Origin of the sequence: Streptomyces sp. ICBB 8177 (genome assembly GCF_003144095.1) — a bacterium.
In the GTDB taxonomy this organism is placed as follows: Bacteria; Actinomycetota; Actinomycetes; order Streptomycetales; family Streptomycetaceae; genus Streptantibioticus_D.
Map to the genome: position 1 here is coordinate 2,101,037 of NZ_NSKH01000018.1, position 26,759 is coordinate 2,127,795.

21 protein-coding genes are annotated in these 26,759 nt (G+C 70.3%); 5 read left to right on the forward strand and 16 right to left on the reverse strand.

Annotated features, from left to right (window positions below; genetic code table 11):
* Positions 1 to 8: 8 nt before the first annotated feature.
* The 5 genes from CK485_RS17955 to CK485_RS17975 form a co-directional block, all read right to left on the reverse strand.
* Positions 9 to 812 carry an aminotransferase class IV gene (locus CK485_RS17955; protein WP_109451780.1) on the reverse strand — a complete coding sequence of 268 codons (804 nt, stop codon included), beginning with the start codon at positions 810 to 812 and terminating at the stop codon, positions 9 to 11.
* The gene (gene pabB / locus CK485_RS17960; protein ID WP_109451782.1) at positions 809 to 2,902 is read right to left on the reverse strand and encodes an aminodeoxychorismate synthase component I; all 2,094 of its coding nucleotides are present in this window, start codon (positions 2,900 to 2,902) and stop codon (positions 809 to 811) included. Before pabB ends, CK485_RS17955 begins: the two co-directional genes overlap by 4 nt.
* 30 nt (positions 2,903 to 2,932) lie before the next feature.
* A complete protein-coding gene (locus CK485_RS17965; RefSeq protein ID WP_109451784.1) occupies positions 2,933 to 3,367 on the reverse strand; it encodes a MaoC/PaaZ C-terminal domain-containing protein in 435 nt (144 codons plus the stop codon).
* Positions 3,364 to 3,915, reverse strand: a complete 552-nt coding sequence (locus CK485_RS17970; protein ID WP_109451786.1) for a MaoC family dehydratase N-terminal domain-containing protein — start codon at positions 3,913 to 3,915, stop codon at positions 3,364 to 3,366. The genes CK485_RS17965 and CK485_RS17970 overlap by 4 nt, the downstream gene beginning before the upstream one ends.
* Before the next feature lie 461 nt (positions 3,916 to 4,376).
* A complete protein-coding gene (locus tag CK485_RS17975; protein WP_109451788.1) occupies positions 4,377 to 5,234 on the reverse strand; it encodes a helix-turn-helix transcriptional regulator in 858 nt (285 codons plus the stop codon).
* 98 nt (positions 5,235 to 5,332) lie between these two features.
* On the opposite strand from CK485_RS17975, the gene CK485_RS17980 reads away from it, so the two are divergent.
* The gene (locus CK485_RS17980; RefSeq protein ID WP_109451790.1) at positions 5,333 to 6,814 is read left to right on the forward strand and encodes an MFS transporter; all 1,482 of its coding nucleotides are present in this window, start codon (positions 5,333 to 5,335) and stop codon (positions 6,812 to 6,814) included.
* Positions 6,815 to 6,950: 136 nt separating this feature from the next.
* Here CK485_RS17980 and CK485_RS17985 read toward each other — a convergent pair whose 3' ends face one another.
* From CK485_RS17985 to CK485_RS18035, 11 genes are all read right to left on the reverse strand, one after another.
* Positions 6,951 to 8,045: an ABC transporter ATP-binding protein gene (locus CK485_RS17985; protein ID WP_109451792.1), complete on the reverse strand. Its 1,095-nt coding sequence runs from the start codon at positions 8,043 to 8,045 to the stop codon at positions 6,951 to 6,953.
* On the reverse strand, positions 8,042 to 9,043 hold the full coding sequence (locus CK485_RS17990) for an ABC transporter ATP-binding protein (protein WP_241968479.1): 1,002 nt from the start codon (positions 9,041 to 9,043) through the stop codon (positions 8,042 to 8,044). Before CK485_RS17990 ends, CK485_RS17985 begins: the two co-directional genes overlap by 4 nt.
* A gap of 77 nt (positions 9,044 to 9,120) precedes the next feature.
* Positions 9,121 to 10,098 carry an ABC transporter permease gene (locus CK485_RS17995; protein WP_109451796.1) on the reverse strand — a complete coding sequence of 326 codons (978 nt, stop codon included), beginning with the start codon at positions 10,096 to 10,098 and terminating at the stop codon, positions 9,121 to 9,123.
* A 67-nt stretch (positions 10,099 to 10,165) separates the two neighbouring features.
* Positions 10,166 to 11,968: an ABC transporter substrate-binding protein gene (locus CK485_RS18000; RefSeq protein WP_109451798.1), complete on the reverse strand. Its 1,803-nt coding sequence runs from the start codon at positions 11,966 to 11,968 to the stop codon at positions 10,166 to 10,168.
* Positions 11,969 to 11,984: 16 nt separating this feature from the next.
* Entirely contained in the window at positions 11,985 to 12,998 is a 1,014-nt protein-coding gene (locus tag CK485_RS18005; RefSeq protein ID WP_109451799.1) for an ABC transporter permease, read from the reverse strand.
* Between the two features lie 416 nt (positions 12,999 to 13,414).
* Positions 13,415 to 14,671, reverse strand: a complete 1,257-nt coding sequence (locus CK485_RS18010; RefSeq protein ID WP_241968392.1) for a dipeptide ABC transporter ATP-binding protein — start codon at positions 14,669 to 14,671, stop codon at positions 13,415 to 13,417.
* A 26-nt stretch (positions 14,672 to 14,697) separates the two neighbouring features.
* The gene (locus CK485_RS18015; protein WP_109451801.1) at positions 14,698 to 15,768 is read right to left on the reverse strand and encodes an ABC transporter ATP-binding protein; all 1,071 of its coding nucleotides are present in this window, start codon (positions 15,766 to 15,768) and stop codon (positions 14,698 to 14,700) included.
* A 28-nt stretch (positions 15,769 to 15,796) separates the two neighbouring features.
* Positions 15,797 to 16,789: an ABC transporter permease gene (locus CK485_RS18020; RefSeq protein WP_109451803.1), complete on the reverse strand. Its 993-nt coding sequence runs from the start codon at positions 16,787 to 16,789 to the stop codon at positions 15,797 to 15,799.
* Positions 16,790 to 16,955: 166 nt separating this feature from the next.
* Entirely contained in the window at positions 16,956 to 18,617 is a 1,662-nt protein-coding gene (locus CK485_RS18025; protein ID WP_109451805.1) for an ABC transporter substrate-binding protein, read from the reverse strand.
* A gap of 80 nt (positions 18,618 to 18,697) precedes the next feature.
* Positions 18,698 to 19,693 (reverse strand): ABC transporter permease, encoded by a 996-nt coding sequence (locus tag CK485_RS18030; protein ID WP_109451807.1) that lies wholly within the window; start codon positions 19,691 to 19,693, stop codon positions 18,698 to 18,700.
* 513 nt (positions 19,694 to 20,206) lie between these two features.
* A complete protein-coding gene (locus CK485_RS18035) occupies positions 20,207 to 22,393 on the reverse strand; it encodes an alpha/beta fold hydrolase (protein WP_109451809.1) in 2,187 nt (728 codons plus the stop codon).
* 272 nt (positions 22,394 to 22,665) lie between these two features.
* Here CK485_RS18035 and CK485_RS18040 point away from each other — a divergent pair, with 272 nt between their 5' ends.
* From CK485_RS18040 to CK485_RS18060, 4 genes are all read left to right on the forward strand, one after another.
* Complete coding sequence (locus tag CK485_RS18040) at positions 22,666 to 22,860, forward strand: hypothetical protein (RefSeq protein WP_109451811.1); 195 nt, start codon at positions 22,666 to 22,668, stop codon at positions 22,858 to 22,860.
* Positions 22,861 to 22,913: 53 nt separating this feature from the next.
* The gene (gene mshB, locus CK485_RS18045; RefSeq protein WP_109451813.1) at positions 22,914 to 23,831 is read left to right on the forward strand and encodes an N-acetyl-1-D-myo-inositol-2-amino-2-deoxy-alpha-D-glucopyranoside deacetylase; all 918 of its coding nucleotides are present in this window, start codon (positions 22,914 to 22,916) and stop codon (positions 23,829 to 23,831) included.
* 5 nt (positions 23,832 to 23,836) lie between these two features.
* Positions 23,837 to 24,196 carry a DUF6113 family protein gene (locus CK485_RS18050; RefSeq protein ID WP_109451815.1) on the forward strand — a complete coding sequence of 120 codons (360 nt, stop codon included), beginning with the start codon at positions 23,837 to 23,839 and terminating at the stop codon, positions 24,194 to 24,196.
* Positions 24,197 to 24,338: 142 nt separating this feature from the next.
* Complete coding sequence (locus CK485_RS18060) at positions 24,339 to 26,585, forward strand: hypothetical protein (RefSeq protein ID WP_158288223.1); 2,247 nt, start codon at positions 24,339 to 24,341, stop codon at positions 26,583 to 26,585.
* The last annotated feature ends 174 nt before the right edge of the window (positions 26,586 to 26,759 follow it).

Sequence of the window (26,759 nt, forward strand, 5' to 3'; positions counted from 1 at the left end):
CTTCGTCATCAGTACAGGGGCGACGCGCTGAGGAGGTCCAGGTGCGCCCTCCAGAAGGGCGCCTTGACGGCTTCGCCCGCCGTCATCGCCCCACCGACCCAGCCCACCACCGGGCGGATGCCGTGCAGGGCGTTCACCGCCCACACCTCCAGGCCGTCCAGCTGCCGCAGCTCGGGCGCGGGCGACTCCAGTACCGTCCCGATGCCGGCCCGGGCCGCCTCGTCCAGCAGGATCCGCCGGGTGACCCCGGGCAGGATGGATGGGCTCAGCCCCGGAGCGCAGAGGACATCACCTCGCCACCACAGGAGGCTGGTCGTCGTCCCCTCCAGAACCCTGCCCTGGTCGTCCAGGAGCAGCGCCTCGTCCGCTCCGGCGGCAACGGCCTCGGCTCGCAGCGTTGCCAGTAGGTCCAGGTCCGGTCCCTTGCGCGTGGGGTGAAGCCTCCGGTCCGGGTGGGGGCTGGCCCACATCCGCAGGGCTGAGCCGGGTTCCGGGGCCGGCCGCAGCCACAGGCGCAAGCTGAACGAGCCCCGGGCGGGCTCCACCAGCTCGACCCGGGGGAACCAGCGGCCCTGCTCGGGAACGGCAGCGACCGCGGCTTCGAAGAAGCGGGCCACGTCGGACTGGGCTGGGCCCGGTCCGTCGACAACCGCGCGCAGGAACCGTTCGGCGTGCCACTCGATCCCGCGGACGCGGCCGGCATCCGCGAGCCAGGAGTCGGCCACCCGGAGGGGTGCGGCAACCGACTCACGCGCGGGGAGCGGCTCGAGCTGCTTGTCCCGTGACGACCAGCGCAGACGCTCGGCGATCACGCGGTCGGACTCCAGGCGCGCAGTGGCGCGGCGGCCTTCAACAGCATTTCCTGGTACTCCTCTTCGCGGTCGGAGTCCAGGACGATCGCGCCGCCGGCTCCGATGCTGAGCCGGTCTCCGTGCCGGACAGCGGTCCGGATGACGATGTTGAGGTCCGCGCCGCCGGAAAGCCCGAAGTAACCGAGTGAACCCGAGTAGATGCCTCGGGCCTCTGTCTCCAGGCGGTCGATGATTTCCATCGTCCGCTTCTTGGGCGCCCCCGTCATCGATCCGCCGGGGAAGCAGTGGCGGACCGCTGCGACCGGGGTGCATCTGGGGCTCAACCTGCCGCGGATGGTGGAAACGAGTTGATGGACGGTGGCGTAGGACTCCACGGCCATGAAGCGATCCACCGTCACCGTGCCGATCTCGCACACCTGACCCAGGTCGTTGCGCAGGAGGTCGACAATCATCAGGTTCTCGGCCCGCGTCTTGTCGTTCGAGGACAGCTCGGCCGCGAGCGCGGCATCACGCTCCGGGTCGCTGTCCCGGGGCGCGGTGCCCTTGATCGGCTTGCTCTCCGCCCAGTTGTCGCGGTCGATGCGCAGAAACCGCTCGGGCGAGGAGCAGAAGACTGCGGTTGGCCCATTGCGGAACAGTGCCGCGTACGGCGCCGGGTTCACCTCGCGCAGACGCAGGTAGAAGGCGAGGTCATCGTCGTCGAACGGCAGATGTGCCTTGTTGGTGAGGCATATCTCGTAGCTTTCGCCGCGAACCAACTGCCGCTGGCATTCGTCGACGCTCTCCCGGTATCCGGCCGCGTCGCGCACGAAATAGGGCTCGGCACTGTGCGCCGGCGGCTGTACACCCTCGGCTGTCGTCCGTGGCCGCGCCGACTCCTCCTGGACGGCCAGCAACTGGGTGGTGAGCGTCCCAAGCCACTCCTTGGCGTGGAGTGCGCTGTTCTCGTCGTCCTGGTGCACGGCTAGGACGTAGGTCTTGCTCTCTTGGTGGTCGACCGCTATCAGCCGGTCAGCGAAGGTCCACATCGCGTCGGCGGTCTCCGCCCGGTGGGCCTGCTGCGCACCGCAGTCAGCCTTGATCTCGTATCCGAAATACCCGACGTAGCCCCCGGTGAAGTCGAAAGGCAGATCCGGTGCGTCGACACGGCGTTCGGCCAGGCGACGGTCCAGCACCTCGAAGATGTCGCCGCTTTCCACCCGCACACCGCCGGTGTCGCGCACTGTGACGACCTTTGAGCCGGCTCGGTAGGTGAGCGTCTCGCTGAGGGGCCCGTCGGCGTCCCCCATGAACGAGAAGCGGGAGAGTCCCTCCTCGACCCGGCTGCTGTCGAGCCAGAACGAGGTGGACGAAGAGGCGAAGAGCCGGCTGTAGGCGGCGTCGGTGGGTACCGCGAACGGCAGGACGGTGGTCTGCAGGCAGTACGCCGGCCATTCCTCGTCGTTCGACTGCGGCGGACGGAGGGCACGCGCGCCTGCCGAAGTCGACGGGACCGCCGCGGCGTTGGTTCCGGTTTCGCGGGTGAGGTCACGGAAGTTGGCAACGAGCAGGCGGCCGTGCTCGGACGCGATCGACTCGGGGTGGAACTGAACCCCCCACCGCGGAAGTTCGCGATGGCGAAGGCCCATGATCACGCCGTCCTCTGCCCAGGCTGTGGCCTCGAGCTCCGGCGGGAGTGGTTCCTCGGCGCACAGGGAGTGGTAGCGCACGGCGGTGAACTCCTGAGGGACTCCGGCGAAGAGTTCCGTGCCGTCGTGCGTGATCCGCGACAGGTAGCCGTGCCGGGCCTGCGGCGCGAGTCCGACACGCGCTCCGGCCAGGTGCGCTATGGCTTGATGGCCGAGGCAGACTCCCAGGACAGGAAGATGCGTGCGGGCCAGGACGTCGGGGACGTGGCCGAGGTCTTCCCGCTTCTGCGGGCGGCCCGGCCCCGGAGAGATGACGATGTTGTCGAAGCCGCCGAAGTAGGACGAGGTGAGCACGGCGTCGTTGTTCTTGACCACTACTGGTTCAACCCCGTTCACCTCTGCGATCAGCTGGAAGAGGTTGAACGTATAGGAGTCGTGGTTGTCTATCAGCAAGGTCCGCATTGCAATTCCCCCTGGTGTGTCGGAACCGAGTTACCTGAGGCGCACCACGACGCGCACGGCCGCGAGTTCTGCGCCTTCTTGCGACGTCACCGACATGGTGATCACCACCTGCTTTTCCGCGAGTTTCTCGATGACAGACCCCGAGATATGGAATCGGGCGCCGATGTCGTCGTCCGGCAGCAGTACCGGTGACAGAAATCGTGCCTGTTGCTCCACGACAGCCGCCGGATCGCCCGTCCACGCGTTGACGACAGAGAGCGCCTTTGCCTCGGTCAGTGGGCCGTGCGCGACGACATGCGGCATCCCGACGCTTCGGGCCACCCGCTCGTTCCAATGGACACCGACAAAATCCAGCCCAGCCCCGCAGTACCGGATCTCGTCGACAAGCCGGACCTGGAAATCACGGCCGGGAATGGCCGTGCCGACCTCAACCTCCGCGTAGGAGGGCGTAACTGACGCTGTCATCGGGCCGTCGCCCCTGCCGCCGTCCCGCGCGAGATCATCTTGTCGTTGATCGTGGTGACCGGTTCACCGGATTCCGCCTCGATGCGGTGCTCCATGTGCAGCAGTTCGTGGCGCCCGATGTCACGGATCTCCTTCACCGTGGTGCTGAACCAGAGCCGGTCGCCCACGTAGATCGGGCGGTGGTGCAGGACCCGCTGATCCCCGAGAAGACACACCGGCTTCTTCGCCTTGCCCAGTGCAGGATCGGACAGCGGCCAGGTCCCCATGCGGAACCACAGAGTGGTGGCGAAGGTCGACGGCGCGTACGGGGCGGGATGCCCGAGATCCGCGGCGGCCTCCTCATCGAGGTAGGCGGGATGCATCTCGCCGATAGCCACCGCATATTCACGGATCTTCTCTCGGCTGACCTCATAGACATGGTCAGCCTTCCATGAACAGCCGATAAATTCTCGATTTAATGGCATTCTCGTGTTTCCTTTTCCTTTTCGCGGCCGGACAGCGGTAGCAGTGAGCTGCTTCGAGTGGCCACCGAATCGGGTGGTGGTCATGTGATGCGTGACCCCTGACTTCGTGGGCCAGGAAATGGTCGACGACCTTCCTCAGCTCACCCGAGCAGGCTGCGGCTGAAGGAGCTCAGTGCGTCGTTACACACGTGCATCAGGAAAGGAGTGACTCAAGCGGCGCGCCGTGCATGCAGCGTAATGGGCATGTCATGCAGGCAGCGCAATGAATGGTGGGAGTTTCGACAGGCTGGACGCGACGTGACGATGTCGACCAAAAATCCAGCCGGAGCTCCCGCCATGGAACCCCCGTGTAGTTCCCCCCGTGTAGATCCCCCGTGAACATCTGGCGCGGTAATCGTGATTCCGTGCGGCCTCAACGAAACCGTGGGGCCGGAGAACCCGTCAAGGATATGTGTTCCAGATCACATGCCTGACGTGTCGACGTCGCGGCGGCACCGAGCCCTGTTTTGGCGGAAGTTGCAGCTCAGCAGCAATCTGATGGCGAGTCAGGCTCCCTTGGTGGCCGGAAGGATGTCCGGAAGCTGGGCGGCCAGTCGGGGGAGCTTGCGGGTGGTCGCGTCGTCTGCCGCCAGTGCGGTGAAGAGCTTGGTACTGGGCGCGTCCACCACGGCGAGCTTCACGTAGTCCACGGTGAGCAGACCCAGCCGAGGGTGCATGAACTGCCGCCGCGCGGCCCGGAAGTCGCGGATGTCATGGCTGTCCCACCAGGAGCGGAATTCGGCGCTCGCCTCGCGCAGCGCCGCGGTGAGGCGGTCGAAGCGCGGGTCTCCGATGTTGCGTTCGGCGTCGGCACGGTACTGGGCCAGCAGACTCCGCGCCTGCGCGGGCCAGTCGACCAGCAGCTCTCGCAGCTTGGGCTCGGTGAAGACCAGCCAGATGATGTTGCGCTCATCGTCGTCGCGTGCCGACGGGTCGCCGATCAAACCCGCTTCGGAACGGTTCCAGGCCAGCAGGTCCCACGTGGCGTTCAAAACGTAGGCAGGGTTGGGGTCGAGCGCGTCCACCAAGCGCTGCAAGGCAGGGCTGACGCCTACGGGCGGTTCCGGCTCGGTCGGCGGCTGTTCGCCACCGAGCCACAGCAGGTGCCGGCGCTCGGCCCGGTCCAGCTTCAGCGTGCTGGCAAGACTCTCCAGCACCTGACGACTGACGGTGATGTCCCGAGCCTGCTCAAGCCACGTGTACCAGGTCACGCTCACCCCGGAGAGCTGCGCCACTTCCTCGCGCCTCAGCCCTGGAGCCCTGCGCCGGGACCCGGCGACGATGCCGACGTCGGACGGGGTCAACCTGTTCCGGCGCGACCGGAGGAACTGTGCGAGCGCGCGGCGACGGTCCTCGTGCGCCATCTGCTTCCTCCGCGTCCGCCCAACGCTCCGGGTGGTGGTCAGGACACCAGCATAATCGCTGTCTGTTCCCTGACGAGGGGCCGGGTGAAACTCGGCCCATGACTCAGACTCAGCCCCCGGACTCTCCTGCCCGTGCCCTTGACGACGCGCGGTCGGCATCCTCCGGGGCGGATGAGCCGGCATCACCGTGGCGCGCACTGTCCGTTGTACTGATCGGCGCCTTCATGGCGATCCTCGACACGTTCATCGTGCTGGTGGCGGCCCCCGCGATCCAGTCAGGCCTGCATGCCAGTGATGCCGACATCCAGCTGGTCATGGCGGGCTACCAGCTCACCTATGCCGTGGCCCTCATCACCGGCGCCCGCCTCGGTGACCTCTTCGGCCGCCGACGGCTGTTCGCGATCGGCATGAGTCTGTTCACGCTCTCCTCCGTGGCCTGCGCCGCAGCACCCAACGCCGACATGCTGATCGCGGCACGCCTGGTGCAGGGGCTGAGCGCGGCAGCGATGTTCCCGCAGGTGTTCGCGATGATCCAGGTCCTGGTCCCTGCGCAGCAGCGACCCAAGGCCTTCTCCGCCCTGGGGGCCGTGATCGGCTCATCCACCATCATCGGCCAACTCCTGGGCGGTGCGCTGATCCAAGCGAACCTCTTCGGCTCCTCCTGGCGCCCGGTGTTCTGGGTCAACGTCCCGGTCGGGTTGGTCACGCTGCTCCTGGTCGCGCGCTGGGTTCCTGAGTCCCGAGCCGCTGAGGCCCGGGGACTCGACCTTCGCGGCGCCTTCGCGCTGACCGTCGCCCTCGTCCTGCTGGTCGTCCCCCTGATCGAGGGGCGGCAGGCGGGTTGGCCGCTGTGGACCTGGCTGAGCCTGGCAGGCAGTCTCCTGCTCTTCGTGGTCTTCGCCGCGGTGGAGCGTGGTGTCGACGGACGGGGCGGTTCCCCGCTGCTGCAATTGCGCCTGCTCAAGCAGCGCCCGTTCGCGGTCGGCATGACCCTGGTCGTCATTGCCTATGCCGGCATCAACTCCTTCTTCCTCGTGCTCTCGTTGACGCTCCAGGACGGGCTCGGTCAAAGCGCGCTCGGGGCGGGCCTCGTGTACACGCCGCTGGCAGTCGCCTTCTTCGCCGCCAGCATCTCCGCCGGCCGGCTGGCCCGATACGGCCGGACGGTGCTCCAGGCCGGCGCCCTGACGAGCGGCGTCGGCTACGTCGTCACGATCTGCATCGCACTGCTTGCCGGCCACTCGCTGAGCGCCTGGGCTCTCACCCCCGGGCTGCTGCTGATCGGCGCCGGCAACGGCCTGCTGGTCACCCCGCTGCTGAACGCCGTCCTCTCCCGGATCGGCCCGGCCGAGGTCGGCATGGCATCAGGGGTGCTGTCCACCGGGCAGCAGGTGGGTGGCGCACTCGGCGTAGCAGCGATCGGAGTCATTTACTACAACTGCCTGGGGGCCGCGGCCCATCCGTCGGTGGCGGAGTTCGGTCATGCCTTCGCCATGGCCGCGCTCTTCAACGTGGGCCTCGCCGTGGCGATCTCCGCCCTGCTGCCGGTACTGCCACGGGCCAAGAGGCCGGCTTCCTGACGCAGGCCGGGCCAGACGCCTCGTCGGCGTTCGGCGGCGCCCCGACCGTTGCGTCGGAGCGCCGCGGACCGGGGGCGGTGGCCGCGAGGCTCGTGCTGTCCGATGAGGGCCCGGCGTCGTACGAACTGCCGTGGGGCTACGTCCCCCCTTCCTGCGGCGTCCCCCCTTCCAGGGCTGCCAGCGCCGGGTCCAGGACGACCGCTCGGTCGCGTACGACGGTCGGCTCCTCCGGGAAGTGGCACGCCGTCAAATGACCTTCCGCGTTGCCCTCGATCCTCACCAGCGGGGGCTCCTCCGTCGCGCACTTGTCCCGGGCCTTCCAGCAGCGGGTGCGGAAGCGGCAGCCGGAGGGCGGGTCGACGGGGGAGGGGACGTCTCCGGCGAGACGGATGCGTTCGCGCCCCTCCGCGTCCGGGTCGGGCTCGGGGGCCGCCGACAGCAGGGCGTGGGTGTACGGGTGGCGGGGGCGCTGGTAGAGGGCGTCGCGGTCGCCGGTCTCCACGATCCGGCCCAGGTACATCACCGCCACCCGCTGCGAGAAGTGCCGGACGACGGCCAGGTCGTGGGCGATGAACAGGAACGCGATGCCCCTCTCGCGCCGCAGCTCCCGCAGCAGGTTGACCACCTGCGCCTGAATGGACACGTCCAGCGCGGAGACCGGTTCGTCGGCCACGATCAGCTTCGGGGACAGCGCCAACGCCCGTGCGATGCCGATGCGTTGGCGTTGGCCGCCGGAGAACTCGTGCGGGAAGCGGTTGTAGTGCTCGGGGTTGAGCCCCACCGTCTCCAGCAGCTCGCGCACCCGCTTCTCCCGGCCGCCGGGCGGGTCGATCCCGTTGATCTCCATGGGTCCGGAGACGATCGCGCCCACCGTCTGGCGCGGGTTGAGGGACGCGTACGGGTCCTGGAAGATCATCTGGATCTCGCTGCGCACCGGGGCGAGCTGCTTGCGGGTGGCGTGCGTGATGTCCCGGCCCCGGTAGGCGATCCGGCCCGCGGTGGGCTCAAGCAACCGGGTCACCAGCCGCCCGGTGGTGGACTTCCCGCAGCCCGACTCGCCGACCAGCCCCAGTGCCTCGCCCTCGCGCACCGTGAGGTCCACGCCGTCCACCGCCCGCACCGCGCCCACCTGCCGCTTGAGCAGGAAGCCGTGGAGCACGGGGAAGTGCTTGACCAGGCCGGTCACCTCCAGCAGCGGCACGCCCGCGGGCGAGGCCTCGCCCCCGCTCACCGGACCGCTCCCGGCATCAGCTCCCGCACCCGCTCGTCCGGCAGATGGCAGGCCGAGGCCCGGCCGCCGCCGTCCGGGGCCAGCGGGGGCCGTTCGGTGCGGCAGCGGTCGTCCGGCACCTGGGCGCGGTACGGGCAGCGCGGGTGGAACGGGCAGCCCGGCGGCGGCGTCAGCAGGCTCGGCGGCGTACCGGGGATCGGCCGCAGTGGCTCGTCCGCGTCGTCCGTCATCCGCGGCAGCGACCCCAGCAGTCCCCAGGTGTAGGGATGACGCGGCGACTTGAGGATCTCGCGGACGCTCCCGCGTTCCACGCACCGCCCCGCGTACATCACCAGCACGTCGTCGCAGACCCCCGCGACCACCCCGAGGTCGTGGGTGACGAAGACGATCGCGGTGCCGCGTTCGCGTTGCAGGTCGGCCAGCAGGTCCAGGATCTGCGCCTGCACGGTCACGTCGAGGGCGGTCGTCGGCTCGTCGGCGATGAGCAGTTCGGGGTCGCAGACCAGGGCCAGTGCGATCATCGCCCGCTGCCGCATGCCGCCGGAGAAGTGGTGCGGGTAGTCGTCGACCCGGCGTTCGGGGCGCGGGATGCCGACCCGGCCCAGCATCTCGACCGCCCGCCGCCGGGCCCGCGCGCGGCTCGCGCCGGTGTGCTTGCGGTACGGCTCGGCGATCTGGCGGCCCACGGTGTGGTACGGGGACAGGGCGGTCAGCGAGTCCTGGAAGATCATCGACATGGTGTTCCCGCGCAGCCGCTCCAGGGTGCGCCGGGACGCGGAGGTCAACTCCCGTCCACCGAGCCGGATCTCGCCGCTGACCGTGGCCGTGCGCGGGTCGTGCAGGCCGAGGACGGCGAGGTTGGTCACCGACTTGCCCGATCCGGACTCGCCGACGATGCCCAGGGTGCGGCCGCGCGGCAGGTCGAAGGAGAGCCCGTCGACCGCCTTGACGACGCCGTCCTCGGTGGCGAACCGCACCCGCAGGTCGCGAACGGACAGGAACGGCTCGGCCCCGGGCGCCCCCTCGGGCGGTCCGGCGGCCCGGTCCTCGGTCGCGGTGGTCACACGCACCCTCCTCACAGCAGCCGGACACGGGGGTCGATGAAGGCGTAACTGGCGTCGATGACCACGTTGAACAGCACGATCGCGCACGAGCTGAAGAGCATCACGCCCATCTCCAGCGGCAGGTCGGTCTGGGTCACGGCGGCCACCGCGAGCTGGCCGAGGCCGTGCAGCCCGAACGTGGTCTCGGTGATGATCGCGCCGCCGAAGACCGAGCCGAGGTCGATGCCGAAGAGCGTGACGATCGGGCCCATCGCGCCGCGCAGCGCGTAGCGGAAGAAGACGTAACCGCGGCCCATGCCCTTGGCGCGGGCGGTGCGCACGTGCTCCTCCGCCAGCTGCTCGATCATCAACGACCGGGTCTGGCGGCTGTAGTTGGACCAGAAGATCACCGACATCACCAGGCACGGCAGCACCAGCCCGCCCACCGCGCCCGCCGGGTCGTGCGACCAGTCCGGGTCCGCCCCGGGATCGAGCCAGCCGAGGCGGTCGACGAGCAGGTAGATGGCGAGCGGCCCGATGAAGTAGATCTGCACCGACTGGCCCATCAGCGACACCGAACTGGCCAGCCGGTCGAACAGCGAGCCGCGCGTCCACGCCGACACCAGCCCGAGCCCGACCCCCACGGTGAGGAAGACCGCGGCGCCCCCGAGGGCCAGCGACAGCGTGGTGGGGTAGCGGCTGGACAGGATGGTCCACACCGGGGCGTCGTTGGCGAACGACAGCCCGAAGCAGGGCGCCGGGCAGTTGCCCAGCGGCAGCCTGCGGCCGGTGAAGATCCCCGCCATGTACTGCGCGTACTGCACCGGAACCGGCTTGTCGAGGCCGAGGTTGTGATGGATCAGGGCCACGTTGGCCGGGGTGCAGTTCTTGCCGCACGACAGCAGCGCCGGGTCGCTGGGCAACGTGAAGAACAGCAGGTAGGTCAGGGCGCTGATGAGGACGAGGATGACGACCGCGCCGAGGAGGCGGCGCACCAGGAATCGCAGCATGCGTCGGGCTCTTCCGTGAGGCGGCCGGTCCCGCGAGGGGCGGCGGGGGCCGGCCGCGGGCCGCGGGTCACTTCACGTAGACGGTGTTCGGATTGATCGCGCCCAGCGGGCTGTTGTACGTGACGCCGCCGAGCCCGTCGCCGTGCACGTTGAAGTACTTGTCGTACTCGTAAGGGATCACCGGGGTGTCGTTCTTGAGGATGTACTGCGCCAACTGCTGCCACTGGACGGCCTGTTGGCTCAGGTCGGTGATCTTCTCGATGCGGTCGATCGCGGCGTTCACGCGGGGGTCGTCCAGGTGCGCGTAGTCGGTGTCGCCGTCGGCGATGAGGCGGCCGTCCATGGTGGGCGGGATGACGGTGGACGCCGAAGGCCAGTCGGCGCCCCAGCCGGTGCGGTACAGGTCATAGGGGTTGTCCACCTTGGCGACCAGCGTGTAGTACGAGGTCGAGTCGATCGCGGTGGTCTGAAGCTCGATGCCGGCCTTGGCGAAGGCGCTCTGGAGGGTGCGGGCCACGGTCTGCCAGCGCGGCTGGTCGGCGTAGGCGTAGGTGAGCTTCAGGTGCGTGACCCCGGCCTGCTTGAGCAGCTCCTTCGCCCTGGCCGGGTCGCCGTTCGGCTCGGCGAGCTTGCCGAACGGGTCGGCGGCCTGGAAGCCCGCCACGGTGGGCCCGATCAGGTCGGTGGCCAGGTCGCCCTGCGGGGCGCCGCCGAGCGCGGTCTGCACCTGCCTCATCGGGAACGCGTACATCAGCGCCTGCCGCACGCGTTCGTCCTTGACCCGCGAGGTGTTGATGTCGAAGACGTCCACGAACGGCTGGTACTGGCTGACCAGCCGGGAGGCGTACTGGGCGCCGGTGGCGATCAGCGGGGTCTGGGTCGGGTCGGCCGGGGCGACCAGCGCGAGCGCGTCCTTGTCGTGCCCCGCCTGCTGCATCAGGCGCTCCGTCAACCCGGGCTGCGCGATGCCCAGTTCGACGTCCCACTCGTCCGGATAGGCGTCGCGCACCGGGTCCGTGCGCGGATCCCAGTGCGGGTTGCGCCGCAGCAGCAACTGCTTGCCCGGCTGGTAGTCGGCGATCTCGTACGGGCCGTCGGAGAACGGCGCGCTGTCGTACTTGGCACGGGTGTCCTTCGCGGGCAGCACGGGCCCGGAGCCGGACAGCGCCATCGCGTACGGGGTGTCGGGGTGCGGGGCGAGGAAGTGGAAGACGATCGTGCGGCTGTCCGGAGTGGCGATCAGCGAGTCGGGCAGCGACCTGCCGGAGTACGGGCCCTGGTACGCCTTGCGGAAGTCCTGGCCCGACAGCCAGGTCTGCACGTACTGCGGGCCCGCCGTCTCGAAGCCCGCGTACAGCCGCTCGAAGCCGTACTTGACCTGCGCGCTGGTGATCGGCGTGCCGTCCTGCCAGGTCAGCCCGGTCTTCAGGTGGTACGTCCAGGTGCGGCCGCCGTCGGAGGACTCGCCGGTGTCGGTGGCCAGGTCGCCCACCAGCGTGGTCCTGCCGGTCTTCGGGTCGATGCGGTAGTTGGTCAGCTGGCGGCTGAAGAGCTGCCCGATGATCTGCTCCTGGTTGATGTACGCCTGCGCCGGGTCCAGGTGGTTGATGCCGTCCGCCTCCAGGTCGTAGGCGGTGCCGCCCCTGCGGGCGCCCGCGACCGGTGTGGCCGGGCCCACCGAGTCGGCCGCGGTGCCCAGCGTCACCGTCTCCACGGCGGCCTTGGCACCGTCCGCCCCGCCGCCGCCCGCGCCTCCTCCTCCCGTGCCGCCGCCCGCGCTGCACGCGGACAACGTCAGCGCGGTCGCCGCCAGGATCGCGGCGCCGCACCGGGCGCGCGCCGAGCGGGCTGTGGAGTTGCGCAGTCTCATGGAAACCTCACCGGTGTCAGCGGACGGTCTTCGGATCGAGTGCGTCCCGGACGGAGTCCCCGAGCAGGTTGAAGGCGACGACGAAGACCACCATCGCGACGCCGGGGAAGAACATGTAGGTGATGTCCGACTGGTAGTACTGCGCCGCGTCCTGGAACATCAGGCCCCAGTCGGGCGTCGGCGTCTGCATCCCGACGCCGAGGTAGGAGAGCCCGGCCTCCGCCGTCACGTTGACCGGCAGCAGCAGCGTGGACTGCACCAGGACCGTGCTCCAGATGTTGGGCAGCAGCTCCCTGCGCACGATCCGCGCGGTCGAGGCGCCGCTGAGCCGGGCGGCCTCGACGTACTCCCGCTCGCGCAGGCTGAGCACCTGCGCCCGCACCAGCCTCCCCAGCGCCATCCAGCCCAGCGCGAACTGCACGATGACCAGCGCCGCGAACCGTATCCAGGTCGGCTCCGCGTTCCCGGGCCGTACGAACATCGCCACGATGACCGGGGTGAAGGCGATGAAGAACAACTGCTGCGGGAACGACATCATCAGGTCGGAGAAGCGCCCCACCACGTAGTCCGTGCGGCCGCCCAGGTAGCCCTGGAAGAGCCCCACGGCCACGCCGGCGACCACCGAGAGCACCGTCACGCACAGAGCGATGCCCAGCGAGGTGCGGATGCCGTAGACCAGCAGGGCCAGCACGTCCCGGCCGAGCCCCGGCTCGACGCCGAACCAGTGGGCGCCGTCGATGCCGCCGTTCGGCCTGATCGGCAGGCCGTAGGAGTTGAGCAGGCCGTCGTCCTGCCCGTAGAGGGTGTACGGGTTCTTCCCGTAGACCTTCGTGATCAGCGGCGCGGCCAGCGCGATCAGGACGAAGCAGGCGACGATCACGGCGCACACCACGCCGGTCCGGTCGCGCCGGAAGCGGATCCAGGCCAGCTGACGGGGGGAGCGGCCGACGGGTACCGCGCCGAGCGGACCTGATAAAGCGTCAGGATCCTTGTTCGGCCCGGTGGTTGTCGTCTCACGGGCACTGGTCATGACCGCCGTCCCCCCGCACCGAGTGGGTGGAGGCGGAGCCCGTCGCCGGGCTCCGCGGGATGAGCGGAGGGTCGCAACCCGGGTCGACGCGCGTCAAGAGGTCGTACGGGAGATTGACGAGCGGTCAGCCGGGACCGGGCGGTCGGGCAGGGGCCCCGTAGGTGGCCGGCCGAACTGCTTAACGCACCGGTAACTTGGCGGAAGCGCCGACGATATGCGGACGCCGGATCATGAATGCCGTACGGCCGTGCGGGTGCCGTTGACCGGCCGGGGCGGGAGTCCTCTCACGCCCCGGCCGGTCGTCATGCCCCGACCCCCCACGCTCGGCGCGCACATGACGAAGGCCCGCGTCCGGTGCGGACGCGGGCCTTTCGCGCGGTCGGCCGGGAGCCGCGGGCTCCCGGCCGACCGTCAGATCACTTGCTGTCCTTGCCGGCCTCGTCGGCCTTGGCGTCGGCCTTCGGCACCTCGGCCTTGGCCTCCGCCTTCGAAGCCTCCGCCTTCGGGGCGTCGGCCTTCGCGTCCGCCTTCGGGGCCTCCGTCTTCGAAGCCTCCGCAGCCGTCGCCGCCTTCTCCAGGGCCGCCAGCGCCGGGTCCAGGACGATGGCCTCCTCGCGGGCCGTGATGCTCGGCTCCTCGGGGAAGTGGCAGGCGGTCAGGTGGCCCTCGCCGTTGCCCTCGATGCGCACCAGCGGCGGCTCCTCCGTCGCGCACTTGTCCTGCGCCTTCCAGCAGCGGGTGCGGAAGCGGCAGCCGGACGGCGGGTCGATCGGCGAGGGGACGTCACCGGCGAGCCGGATGCGCTCGCGGGCGTCGGCGGCCGGGTTGATCTCCGGCACCGACGACAGCAGGGCGTGGGTGTACGGGTGACGCGGGCGCTCGTAGATCGCCCTGCGGTCGCCGACCTCGACGATCTTGCCCAGGTACATCACCGCGACGCGCTCGGAGAAGTGGCGGACCACCGCGAGGTCGTGGGCGATGAACAGGAAGGCGATGCCCATCTCCTTCTGGAGGTCCTGGAGCAGGTTGACCACCTGCGCCTGGATGGACACGTCCAGCGCCGAGACCGGCTCGTCGGCCACGATCAGCTTCGGCTTGAGCGCCAGCGCGCGGGCGATGCCGATGCGCTGCCGCTGACCGCCGGAGAACTCGTTGGGGTAGCGGTTGTAGTGCTCGGGGTTGAGACCGACGATCTCCAGCAGCTCCTGGGCCCGTTTCTTGTGGCCCTGCGGCGGGTTGATCCCGTTGAGCTTCATCGGGGTCTCGATGATCGTGCCGACCGTGTGCCGCGGGTTCAGCGACGAGTACGGGTCCTGGAAGATCATCTGGAGGTTCTGCCGGGCCTCGCGCATCTTGGCGACCGGCTTGTGGGTGATGTCCTCACCGTCGAAGACGATCTTGCCGCCGGTCGGCTCCAGCAGCCGGGTGGCCAGCCGGCCGGTGGTCGACTTGCCGCAGCCGGACTCGCCGACCAGGCCGAGGGACTCGCCCGCCTTCACGGCGAAGTCCACCCCGTCGACGGCCTTCACGGCGCCGACCTGGCGCTGGAAGATGATGCCCTGCCGGATCGGGAAGTGCATCTGGAGGCCGCTGACCTCCAGCAGGTTCTCGCCGGACGACGACTCGGCGTCCGGCGCCGGGCGCTGCTCGGCGATGGACTTGGTGGTGCTCACGACATGCTCCTGTTCGTCCGCCGCCGTCACTTCGCGGCCCGTTCCACCGTGCCCTGGATCCCAGCCTTGATGTCGTCGCTGAGATGGCAGGCGGCGATGTGCTGGTCGGTGCCGAGCACGGGCAGCAGCTCGGGCCGCTCGGTCAGGCAACGGCCGTCCGGCACCTGGTCCTTGAAGGTGCAGCGCGGGTTGAACGCGCACCCGGCAGGCAGGTTGATCAGGCTCGGCGGGGAGCCCTTGATCGGGTTGAGGCGCTGGTCCACGTCGCCGGACAGATGCGGCATGGACTGCAGCAGGCCACCGGTGTACGGGTGGCCGGGCTCCTTGAGGACGTCGTCCACGGTGCCGTACTCGATGCGGCGGCCGCCGTACATCACCAGGATGTCGTCGGCGACCTCGGCCACCACGCCCAGGTCGTGCGTGATGATGATGACCGCGGAGCCGAACTCCTCCTGGAGGTCGGAGATCAGGTCCAGGATCTGGGCCTGCACGGTCACGTCGAGCGCGGTGGTCGGCTCGTCGGCGATCAGCAGCTCGGGGTCGCACACCAGCGACATGGCGATCATCGCGCGCTGGCGCATACCGCCGGAGAACTGGTGCGGGTAGTCGCTGAAGCGGCGGTCGGGCTGCGGGATGCCGACCCGCTTGAGCATCTCGATCGAGCGCTCCTTGGCCTCCTTCTTGGAGACCTTGTGGTGCACCCGGTACGCCTCGGAGATCTGCGCGCCGACGGTGAAGAAGGGGTGCAGGGCGGACAGCGGGTCCTGGAAGATCATCGAGACCTTGCTGCCGCGCAGGGCCCGCATCTCCTGCTCCGGCAGGCCGACCAGCTCGTTGCCGTCCAGCCACACCTCACCGGAGACCTTGGCGCGCGACCCCTTGTGGAGGCCGAGCAGCGCGAGGCTGGTGACGGACTTACCGGAGCCGGACTCGCCGACGATGCCGAGCGTCCTGCCCTTCTCCAGGGTGAAGGAGACCCCGTCCACCGACTTGACGAGGCCGTCTTCGGTGGGGAAGTGCACACGCAGGTCTCGAACGTCCAGGAAGGCGGACGAGGGGCTGCTGTCCGCGGGTTGCGGCGTGATTTCGTTGGCCACTGGTATTCCTTGGCTTCCGGCGTGTAACTCAGGCGAGGCGGACGCGGGGGTCGACGATCCCGTAGACCATGTCGACGATGACGTTGAAGATGACGATCACGGCGGCGGCGAAGAGCGTGGTCCCCAGGATGACCGGGAGGTCGGAGTTGGTGACCGAGTCGACCGCCTGCTTGCCGATGCCGTTGAGGCCGAACACCGACTCGGTGATGACGGCCGTGCCGCCGATCAGCGAGGCGACGTCCATGCCGAAGATGGTGATGATCGGGGTGATCGCGGCCCGCAGCGTGTGCTTGAGGATCACCGTCTTGCGCGGCAGGCCCTTGGCGCGGGCGGTGCGGATGTAGTCCTCACCCATCACCTCCAGCACCGAGGAGCGGGCGAGCCGGGTGTAGAGCGCGAGGAAGATGATGACCAGCGTCGCCCACGGCAGGATCAGGCCGGTGAACCAGGAGACCGGGTCCTGAGTGATCGGCGTGTACGACGGCGTGGGCAGGATCTGCCACTTGTCGACCAGGGCCCACATCAGCAGCAGGCCCACGAAGTAGATCTGGAGCGAGACACCGAACAGCGCCGCGCCGACCGCGATCTTGTCGGCCGCCTTGCCCTTGCGGACCGCGGCCAGGACGCCAAGGCCGACACCGACGGTCACGAAGATCACCGCGGCGCCGAGACCCAGCGAGAGGTCGACGGGGAAGTCGCTCATCAGGATGGACAGGACGGGGGTGTCGCTCTGGAAGGAGACGCCCAGGCACGGCGCGGTGCAGTGGACGATGAGGCTCTGGTCGCCGTAGGTGCGGCCGACGAAGAGTCCCTTGAAGAACTCCCAGTACTGCGTCGCCAGACTCTGGTCCAGCCCCAGCGAGTGCTTGATCTCCGCCAGCCGGGACGGCGAACACGTCTTGCCGCAGGCCAGAAGCGCGGGATCGGTCGGCAGCGCGAAGAAGATGACGAAGGTGATCAGACTGATCACGACAAGGATGACGGCCGCTGCCAGCAGACGTCGAATCAAGTAACGGAACATGTGGTGCTGGGACCTGGCTCGAGAGCCCGGTCCTCCTCCCTCTCGCTGGATAAGCCTGCGGGGTGCGACCTGGGGCGTTGGTTGGGGGAGTGCCCCGCCGGCGGCGATCGGCCGCCGGCGGGGCGTCAGGTGCTGCGTCGGTCCGTCAGGACCCGACCTCGCGGGGTCAGGACTTGATGAAGACCTTCATCAGGTTGGGCTCGCCCAGGATCGGGTCCTGCTTGAGGCCACCGACCTTGGAGCCGAACATCTCGGGGAAGTTCATGTACATCAGCGGGACCACGTTGGCCTGCTGCATGATCTCCTTGTCCAGCGCGCCGTAGGCGGCGTTCCGCTGGTTGATGTCCGACATCTTGGACGCGGCGTCGAGCGCGGCCTCGATCTTCGGGTCGTTCAGGTACGACACGTCCTGGTTCGCCTGCGGGAGCTTGGCGATCTGGCGGCCGTCGAAGAGCACCGGCAGGACGGTCGAGGCGTTCGGCCAGTCAGCGATCCAGTCGACCCACGACATGTCGTACTGGTTCTTGGTGTTCTGGATGGTGCTGAAGTAGCTGCCCGCGTCGATCGGCGTGACGTTGACCGTGATGCCGATCTGGGACAGGGCGTTCTTCACCGCGTCGCCGAAGTGCTCCTGCGTGGTGGTGTTCTCCACGGTCAGCGAGAGCGTCATCTTCGGGTTGCCGGCCTGCTTCATCAGCGCCTTGGCCTTGGTGAGGTCACCGGCCGGGTTGGTGCTGTAGAGGTTGAACGGCTGGTAGCCGCCCATGCCCGGGTTCAGCATGGTGCTGGCGTAGTCGCCGTAGCCCGAGCCGCCGAACGCGCCGCGCACGGTCTGCTTGTTGATCGCGTACTCGATGGCCTGACGCACCCGGATGTCCTTCACACGGGTGGTGTTGATGGCCATGTAGTTGATGCCGGGCGCCTTGGAGGAGACGATCCGGTCCTTCAGAGTCGGGTCGTTGAGGACGCCCGACAGGTCGGAACCGGAGATCGGCCACTGCTGCATCGAGGTCTGCGCGTCGCCCGAGTCGGACTTCAGCAGCTGGTCGATGGCGCCCTCGTCCATGCCCATCTTGAGGTCGACCTCGTTGACGTTCTGCTGACGCAGCGGGTCGGTCGAGGCGCTCCAGTTGGGGTTGCGGACGAGGACGGCCTCCTTGTTCGGCACGTACGACTTGAGCTCGTACGGGCCGTCCGACCACACGTGGTGGTCGTAGGTGGAGGCCGTGTCGTGCGCCTTCGGCACCGCGGCCCAGGTCGGCATCGCGGTGGCCTCGTTGAAGTCCGCGACCGGCTGGTTGAGGTGGAAGACGATCGTGTACTTGTCCGGCGTCTGGATGGAGTCCAGCGACTGGCCCTTGTAGGGGCCCTTGTAGGTCGAGCCGCCGACCAGCCACTGCGAGGCGTACGGCGGGCCGCCGTTGATGTCCGGCGAGAAGACGCGCTCGACGCCGTACTTGACGTCCTGCGAGGTGACCTCGGAGCCGTCCTGCCACTTGACGCCCTGACGCAGGTGGAAGGTCCACACCTGGTCGTTGTCGCTCGGGGTGCCGGTGTTGGTGGCCAGGTCGCCCACCAGCTTCGGCGAGCTGCCGGAGACGTCCCAGTTGGTCAGCGAGCGCACCAGCAGCTCGTCCGTGCTGTCCGCCTCGGTGGTGTAGGCGCGCTGCGGGTCCAGGTGGTCGAAGTCGGCCTTTTCCAGGATGGTCAGCGTTCCGCCCTTGACCGGCTTCCCGTTGGCGCTGTTGGAACCACCGCACGCGGTGGCCCCCAAGGCCAGCGAGATCGCGGTCGCCGTTATGGCGACCATGCGCGATTTGCGCATCATCAGGAGTGCTCCTTTGCTGTCGGCTCGGTCATCCGCGCGGCCCCGGCGGGGCGTTGCGGTGACCGACTCTTGGGGGTGCGTTAGCTGCGGTTGGCCCGCGGGTCGAGGGCGTCCCGGACGCCGTCGCCGAGAAGGTTCAGCGACAGGACCAGGACCAGCAGAAGGACACCGGGGATGAAGAGGTAGGCCGGGTCCTGCAGGAAGAACTGGGAGGCGTCGGTGAGCATCGAGCCCCAGTCCGGGTTGGGCGGGACCACGCCGACGCCCAGGTAGGAGAGCGCGGCCTCGGTCGTGATGTTCTGCGGGACCGCCAGCGCGAAGGAGATCAGGATCGGCGCCCACAGGTTGGGCAGCAGCTGGCGGAAGAGGATGTGCGGCCAGCCGGCGCCCATGATGCGGGCGGCGTCGACGAACTCCCGTCCGCGCAGGGAGAGCACCTGACCACGCACCAGACGCGCGGTGTACGCCCAGGCGAACGCCGAGATGCACAGCACCAGGATGAGCAGGCGCAGGTTCTCGTTGGTACCGCCGTGGATGTTGGTCTGGAGCGCGTTCTGCAGCACCGGGGTCAGAGCGATGATGAACAGCAGCTGGGGGAAGGCCAGCATCAGGTCCATGATCCGCGACAGCAGGTTGTCGATCCAGCCGCCGAAGTAGCCGGCGGCCAGGCCGACCACGGTGCCGACCACCATGGACAGGACCGCCGAGGCGAAGCCGACCAGCAGGGAGGTGCGCAGGCCGTAGACGATCCGGGCGAACAGGTCGTAACCGGTGCCCGGCTCCACACCCAGCAGGTGGCGCATGCTGATGCCACCGAGGGAGCCGTACGGGTAGTTGCCCGTGTCGGGGTCGATCGCCTTGTTGTCCGGGGTGATGGGTCCCCAGCCACCGGCGTGCGCGATCAGCGGAGCGAATATCGCCACCAGGATGAACACGACCGAGATGATCAGGGCGACCATCGAGGTCTTGTCGCGCCGCAGGCGCTCCCAGGCGGCGCGCCCCGGGGAGCGGCCGGTGATGGCAGGGCCGCCTTCGGCCGGCGTGCCCTGTGGTGTTTCGGCCGATGGGTCCTCCATGAGCGATGTTTCGCCTGTGGTGCCGGTCGGCTGGGGTTGCATGGTCATCGTGCGGAATCCCCGGATTCAGTTCAGGAAGTTCTCGGCGCTGCGCGGTGAGGGGACTCTACGCAAGTAGGTTTTCGCCGCTCAAGAGTGGGAAGCAGGCTGAGACCAGAATGAGATCATGCGAGATTAGTCGTTGGCCGCAATTGAGGCCTTCGTCCCCTTTTGCCGGCTGACATCCCTGGGTGACCGAGCGGTAACTCTGTCCGATACGCCCCGATTAGGGTGCATAAATACCTGCCACCCCGAAGAGTGGTGTCTTTACCAGCTGTTTACGTTTCGGGGTGGAAGTGTGTGACGGTTGTGTTGCGCGAGTGTGGGTCGACAGGCCGTCAGGTCACCGTGAATAACTCTATACGGAGTTGAAAGACTGCGCTGAGTTACCGGCTTACCGCGTTTTCCATATCGCCGATTGCCGCGGTTATAGAGGTGGCCGCAACACGGTGGCCCGACGGGTCGGGTCCCTCGCTACGCCACCGACAATGCCCGTTTCAGGAAATCGACCTGGAGCAGCAGCAGGTTCTCCGCCACCTGTTCCTGCGGGGTCATGTGGGTCACCCCGGACAGCGGCAGGACCTGGTGCGGGCGGCCCGCTGCCAGCAGGGCGGACGACAACCGCAGCGTGTGGGCGGCGACCACGTTGTCGTCGGCCAGCCCGTGGACCACCATCAGCGGCCGCACCGGACCGCCTCGTGCCCAACCCGCCGGGTCGGTCAGGGAGTTGGCCGCATAGACCTCCGGTGCCGTGGCAGGGTCGCCCAAATAGCGTTCCGTGTAATGCGTGTCGTACAGCCGCCAGTCGGTCACCGGCGCCCCGGAGACCGCGGCGTGGAATACGTCGGGGCGGCGCAGCACCGCGAGCGCGGCGAGATAGCCGCCGTACGACCAGCCGCGGATCGCGACGCGCTCCAGATCCAGTGGGTACGACGCGGCCAGTGCCCGCAGCGCGTGCACCTGGTCGTCCAGGGTGACCCCGGCGAAGTCGCCCGCGACCGCCTTCTCCCATTCCGGCGAGGTGCCCGGGGTGCCCCGGCCGTCCGCCACCACCACCGCGAAGCCCTGCTCGGCGAACCACTGCGAGGTCAGGTGCGCGTCGTGCGAGGCGACGACCCGCTGGCCGTGCGGCCCGCCGTAGGGGTCCATCAGCACCGGCAGCGGCCCGTCGCCCTCGCGGTACCCGGACGGCAGCAGCACCGCCGCAGGGATGCCCCGCTCACCGGCGCGGGTCAGCATCGGGCGCGCGGTGAGCACCGGGCGCTCGGCGTACGAGGCGACGCGGGCGACCTCCCTCAGGGCCGACGGCACGCCCGCCTCACCGCGCAGCACCCGGACCTGCGCGCCCGGGCGGTCCGGTGCCGTCCCGCTCACCACGGTCGACGGCCCGCCGCGCACCGCCGCGTGCGTGCCCGCCCCGCTCGTCAGCCGGGTCACGCCCGCCGCGCCCGCGTGGTGCACGTGGATCTCGCCGACCCCGGGGTCCTGCGCGTCCCGGCCCGCCGAGGCGGTGAACAGCACGCCGTCCGCCGCGACATCGAGCACCGCCCGTACGTGCAGCCGCGCGTCCGTCACCGCCTCCTCGCCGACCACCAGCACCCGGGCGTCCTCGCGGTCCTCGATCCGCACCATGCGCCCGTCCGGCGTCCAGGCCGGCACGCCGGTGGACAACTCCAGCCAGACAGGGTCCTGTTCGGTGTGCGCGACCGCGGTGCGGCCGGTCGTGACGTCCACCGTCAGGTACGCCTGATCGCGCTGGTCGCGCGACTGCACCAGCAGCAGCGGCGGGCCGCCGGCCGACCAGTGCGCGCGGGCGAGGTACGGGTGGCGCTCGCGGTCCCAGGTCACCTCGGTACGCGAGCCGTCCAGGCCGCACACGGTGAGCGTCACCTCGGCGTTGGGCGTACCGGCGGCCGGGTAGGCGACCTCTGCCGGAGCGTCGCGCGGATTGGCGGGGTCGGCGATCCACCAGCGCCGCACGGGGGAGTCGTCGACGCGGGCGGCCAGCAGGCGATCGCCGTCCGGGGACCACCAGTAGCCGCGCGAGCGGTCCATCTCCTCGGCCGCGACGAACTCCGCCAGCCCCCAGGTGACGTGCGCCTCGCCGTCGTCCGGCCCGGCCACCACGCGGTCCCCGGAGCCGTCCGCCGCCACCACCCGCAGCGCGCCACCGCTGACGTACGCGACGTGGCGGCCGTCGGGCGAGGGACGCGGGTCGATCACCGGCGCGGCGACGGGCAGTTCGCGCACGCGGGACCCCTCGCGGGACGCGCCGCCGGCCGTGTCCGCCGTCAGGTCCGCCGTGAACAGCCGCCCCGACAGCGCGAAGGCCGCCGTGCGCACCGCGCCGTCCACCGCGTACGCCACGATCCCCGCCGAGCCCTCCCGGCTGCGTTCGCGCCGCGCGCGCTCCTCGGCCGTCAGCTCCTCCCGCGCGCCGTCCAGCAGGGCGCCGGGGTCGGCGACGAGGCGCTCGGCGGCCCCGCCCTCCCGCTCGGGCACGTCCAGCACCCACAGCCGGTTCGCCCGGTCCGTGCCGGAGCCCGAGCGCAGGAAGGCCACGCGCTCGCCGTCCGGCGAGACGGTGAGGGAGCGCGGGGCGCCCAGGGTGAAGCGCTGGGTCCTCGCGTGCTGCCTGGGGAAGGAGAGGTGATCACTCATGCGGCGAAGCGTAGGCGCCGGGCCGGGAGGGGCGCCCTCGTCCGCGTGCGGCGCTCGCCCCGGCTCGTGCGGAGCGTGGTCGTTCATCCGAACGGCGGAATGGCGCAGGCCCCGCGCAGCGAGCCCGGCGACCCCGCTGACCAGCGGAACCGTGCCCGTACGTGCGCCCCCGCGTGCTCCCGTGCCCCGAGGTGTGCGGGCTCACGGAAAGTTAGGATCGGTAGCTGTAGGTATGGGCCACGACCCGCTCCGCGACCTGGAGGTGAGCCGCTGTGGCGCTCTCGATCTCAGCGGTCCTGCTGCTGCTGGTCATCGTGCTTCTGCTGGTGAGGAAGTCCGGGTTGAAGGGCGGACACGCGGTCGTCTGCATGCTCCTCGGCTTCTACCTCGCCAGTTCCACGTTCGCCCCGACCATCCACCAGCTGACCACCAGCGTCGCCAGCATGATCGGCAACCTGAAGTTCTGAGCGCGGCCCCCGGGTGGCGGGCGGCGGACACCCCGGGTAATACGCTGCCGGGTATGACCGAGCTTCCCGCCCGGCGCCTGCTGCTCGTCCACGCGCACCCCGACGACGAGTCGATCAACAACGGCGCGACCATGGCCAAGTACGCCGCAGAAGGCGCCCACGTCACCCTGGTGACCTGCACCCTCGGCGAGGAGGGCGAGATCGTCCCGCCGCGGCTGGCGCACCTGGCCGCCGACCGGGACGACACCCTCGGCGCCTACCGGGCCGGCGAACTGGCGGCGGCCATGCGGGAGCTGGGCGTCACCGACCACCGCTTCCTCGGCGGCCCCGGCCGCTACCGCGACTCCGGGATGATGGGCGTCGCCCAGAACGAGCGCCCCGGGTGCTTCTGGCGGGCCGACCTGGACGAGGCCGCGGGACATCTGGTCGCCGTCGTCCGCGAGGTCCGGCCGCAGGTGCTCGTCGCGTACGACCCCGACGGGGGCTACGGCCACCCCGACCACATCCAGGCGCACCGCGTCGCCATGCGCGCCGCCGGACTGGCTGCGGACCCCGCCTTCCGCGCCGACCTCGGCCCGGCGCACGCGATCGACCGGGTGTACTGGAACTGCGTGCCGCGCCCGGTCGTGGAGGAGGGCTTCGCCCGGCTGCGCGCGGCGAGCCGCGAGACCGCGTTCGGGGGTGTCGCGTCGGTGGACGACGTGCCCGGCGTGGTGGACGACGCCGACGTGGCGGTCGCGGTGGACGGCACCGCGTACGCCGGTCGCAAGGCGGCGGCGATGCGCGCGCACGCCACCCAGATCACCGTGGACGGCCCCTTCTTCGCCCTCTCCAACGACCTGGGCCAGCCGCTCTTGCCGGTCGAGCACTACCGCTTGGCGCACGGGGCGGCGCCCGAGGCTCAAGGGGGGCGCGCGGACGACCTGTTCGCGGGCATTTTCACCGATTCGGTTACGGGTGGGGAGGTTTGAGAGCGATGCGCGTACTGGCTTTCGCCGGTCTCGGCGTCCTCGGGGTGGTCGTCGCCTGCGCGGGCGCGCTGGTCCAGGACGGCTGGTTCCCCGGCGGGCTGCTGCTCGCCCTCGCGGGTGCCGTCGCCCTCTTCCACGGCGGCGCCGTGGCCACCCGCAGCCGCCTGGGCGCGGCGGTGCCGGTCATCCTGTGGTTCGTCACCGTGATGTACCTGAGCGTCTCGCGGCCCGAGGGCGACTTCCTGTTCGCCGCCGGGATCGGCCCCTACGTCTATCTGCTCGGCGGGATGGTGGCCGGCGTGATCTGTGCCACGCTGCCCCGCCGTTCTCCGGGGGACACGCCCGGTGCCCGACTTGGTCGGTGATGGGCGCTGTATGACGGTCTGACAGTTCGCCGTAACGGCGGGCGCCATTCCGGTCCACGCGTCGGCCAGTATGGTGGTGCGCGCCGGCGAGCCCCCAGCGGATGGCCGCGACGGGTGGCGTAGCTAACCGGGAGAACCTGCCTTGAGCCGTGAAACTGACAGTTCGTCCTCAGGACCCCAGGGTCGCGGCGGTGCCGCGTACCCGTCCGGGACACCGCCGTACGGAACCCGCCAGTATCCCTCCGCGCACCCGCAGGAGGAGCCGCCGGGCGGTTCCGCCGGGGCACCGGGGCCGGGCGGCGCGCAGGGTGACGGCAGCGCCGACGCGGCCCCGGACGAGCCCAGGACCGAGACCACGCTGACCACCAGGATCCGGATCAACATCCCCGGGTCCCGGCCCATCCCGCCCGTCGTCGTCCGCAAGCCGGTCGGCGAGGGCGACGCGGACGGGGACGGACCGGGCGACGGGTCCGGCGGCCCGGGGAGCGCGGGCAACGAGGCCACCCAGGCGGTGCCGCGCTGGACCCCGCCGGGCGCCCCGGGCGCCGACGCCGCGCCCGCCGACGCGACGGGCGGCGGCGACAAGGAGAAGGCGGCCAGCGACTGGTTCGCCCCGCGCAAGCCCCCGACGCCCACGCCGCCCGGCGGCACGCCGGTCCCCGGCGCGGCCTCCGGTGCGGGGGCGGCGCCCGCGCCGGCCCCGGCGCCCTCGGGACCGGCCGCGCCCGGCTCCGGCCGGCCCGCGCCCGGCCAGCCCGCGATCCCCTATCTCAACGACCCTCCGGCCGCCTCCGCGCCGCGCGGTCGCGCCTTCCCCGACGACCACTGGCCGGACGGCCCCGAGGGCGACGCCGCGACGGTCAACTCGCCGCTGCCCGGCGCCGGTCCGCTCGGCGCGGGCCCCGGCGGCGACCCCTTCGCCTCCGGCGGCGACCCGTTCGCCCCCGGCAACGACCCGTTCGCGCCCCAGGCGGGCCCCGGCGCCCCCGGCCGTGGACGCGGCGGCGAATCGTTCGGCCCGGGCAGCCAGGGCCGCGGCACCCCGTTCACCCCGCCCGCGGGACCGGCGGCCGGACAGCCCGAGGGACCCGCCGGTGGACCGCCGCCCGGCAGCGTGCCGTTCCCCGGCTTCCACGCCCCGGACGCCTCGGGCCGTCCCCCCGGCGCCGACGCGGGTCCTCCCGCGCCGCCCGCCGGGCCCACCACGGGTCCGGCCACCGGGGCCATGCGGATGCCCGGCGCCGACTCGCGCGAGGGCCGCTCCGGCTACCGTCCGGCGAGCGGCGGCACCGGCGCCGACCACGTGTCCGGCGAGACGCTGGTCAGCGGCGTGCCCGCGGGCCCGGCCGGCACGCCGACCATCAAGCCGCCCTCCCCGCCCGCCGACTCCGGCGCGCCCGCGCCCAAGGCGTCCTCCAGCGCGCCCGCCGCCAAGCGCAAGGGCCGCTCCAAGCCGATGATGGCCGTCATGGGCCTGGTCGGCGTCGCCGCCGTGCTCTACGCGGCTGGCCTGGTGATGAACCACGCCGACGTGCCCAACGGCACCACCGTCCTCGGCGTCGATATCGGCGGCAAGAGCCGGGACGAGGCGGTCAAGGCGCTGGACGCCGCGGTGGGCGACCGAGGCACCGCGCCGCTGAAGCTGAGCGTCGGCGGCCGGACGGTGGAGCTCAAGCCCGCGCTCGCCGGGCTGTCCATCGACACCCAGCAGACCGTCGCGCAGGTCGCCCACCGCGACTACGACCCGGTCTCGGTGATCAGCTCGCTCTTCGGCGGCAAGACGGTCGTCAAGCCGGTCATCCCGGTCGACCAGGAGAAGCTGGACAGCCAGCTGGACACCCTGGTGCCGGGCGGCTCGGGCACGGCCACCGACGGCATGGTCAAGTTCGTCGACGGCACCCCCGTCGCGGTGGCGGGCAAGCCGTACCAGGCGGTGGACGCCGCGCTGTCGGACGCCAAGGTCACCAACGCCTACGTCCAGCGCGCCGAGACCGGCCAGGACCAGACCGTCACGCTGCCGGTCACCACCCACCAGCCGATGGTCACCCAGGCCGACCTCACGCAGGCCATCAAGACCATCGGCGACCCGGCGATGTCCGGCCGCATCACGGTGGTGGCGGGCGGCAGGTCGGTCCCGTTCAGCCCGCAGAAGTCGCTGAGCAAGATCCTCACGATCGTGGCGGTCCCCGGCACCGACAAGATGACGCTGCACATCGACCTGAACGTGTTGCAGCAGCTGTACGGGAACGCGTTCGACGGCGTGCTGCTGGAGCGCGGCAACGGCACCAAGACCGCCGTCACGCCGCAGGACGTGGCCTCCGCGATGCTGCCCGAGCTGGGCAAGACGGCCGCGGAGAAGACGGCGACCATCTCGAACGTGGCCCAGTAGCCGCCCGTACGGGACGAGACGAGGCGGCCGGGCCCTCACGGAACCGCGAGGGCCGGCCGCTTCGCCGCGCCGGTGGCGCAAGCCCCCCCCATGAAATCCATATGACATCTGTCATCCCCAGGACACGACCCCCGGCACTGCCGTCCACCCGCCCGGTGCCGGAAGCTGTATGCC

Bases quoted from the DNA above. Each gene is read 5' to 3' on its own strand.
- CK485_RS17975 (WP_109451788.1), bottom strand. From the start codon at position 5,234: ATGGCGCACGAGGACCGTCGCCGCGCGCTCGCACAGTTCCTCCGGTCG.
- CK485_RS18020 (WP_109451803.1), bottom strand. From the start codon at position 16,789: ATGTTCCGTTACTTGATTCGACGTCTGCTGGCAGCGGCCGTCATCCTT.
- CK485_RS18035 (WP_109451809.1), bottom strand. From the start codon at position 22,393: ATGAGTGATCACCTCTCCTTCCCCAGGCAGCACGCGAGGACCCAGCGC.
- CK485_RS18025 (WP_109451805.1), bottom strand. From the start codon at position 18,617: ATGATGCGCAAATCGCGCATGGTCGCCATAACGGCGACCGCGATCTCG.
- CK485_RS17980 (WP_109451790.1), top strand. From the start codon at position 5,333: ATGACTCAGACTCAGCCCCCGGACTCTCCTGCCCGTGCCCTTGACGAC.
- mshB (WP_109451813.1), top strand. From the start codon at position 22,914: ATGACCGAGCTTCCCGCCCGGCGCCTGCTGCTCGTCCACGCGCACCCC.
- pabB (WP_109451782.1), bottom strand. From the start codon at position 2,902: ATGCGGACCTTGCTGATAGACAACCACGACTCCTATACGTTCAACCTC.
- CK485_RS18000 (WP_109451798.1), bottom strand. From the start codon at position 11,968: ATGAGACTGCGCAACTCCACAGCCCGCTCGGCGCGCGCCCGGTGCGGC.
- CK485_RS18005 (WP_109451799.1), bottom strand. From the start codon at position 12,998: ATGACCAGTGCCCGTGAGACGACAACCACCGGGCCGAACAAGGATCCT.
- CK485_RS17995 (WP_109451796.1), bottom strand. From the start codon at position 10,098: ATGCTGCGATTCCTGGTGCGCCGCCTCCTCGGCGCGGTCGTCATCCTC.
- CK485_RS18050 (WP_109451815.1), top strand. From the start codon at position 23,837: ATGCGCGTACTGGCTTTCGCCGGTCTCGGCGTCCTCGGGGTGGTCGTC.
- CK485_RS17965 (WP_109451784.1), bottom strand. From the start codon at position 3,367: ATGACAGCGTCAGTTACGCCCTCCTACGCGGAGGTTGAGGTCGGCACG.
- CK485_RS17970 (WP_109451786.1), bottom strand. From the start codon at position 3,915: ATGACCACCACCCGATTCGGTGGCCACTCGAAGCAGCTCACTGCTACC.
- CK485_RS18030 (WP_109451807.1), bottom strand. From the start codon at position 19,693: ATGGAGGACCCATCGGCCGAAACACCACAGGGCACGCCGGCCGAAGGC.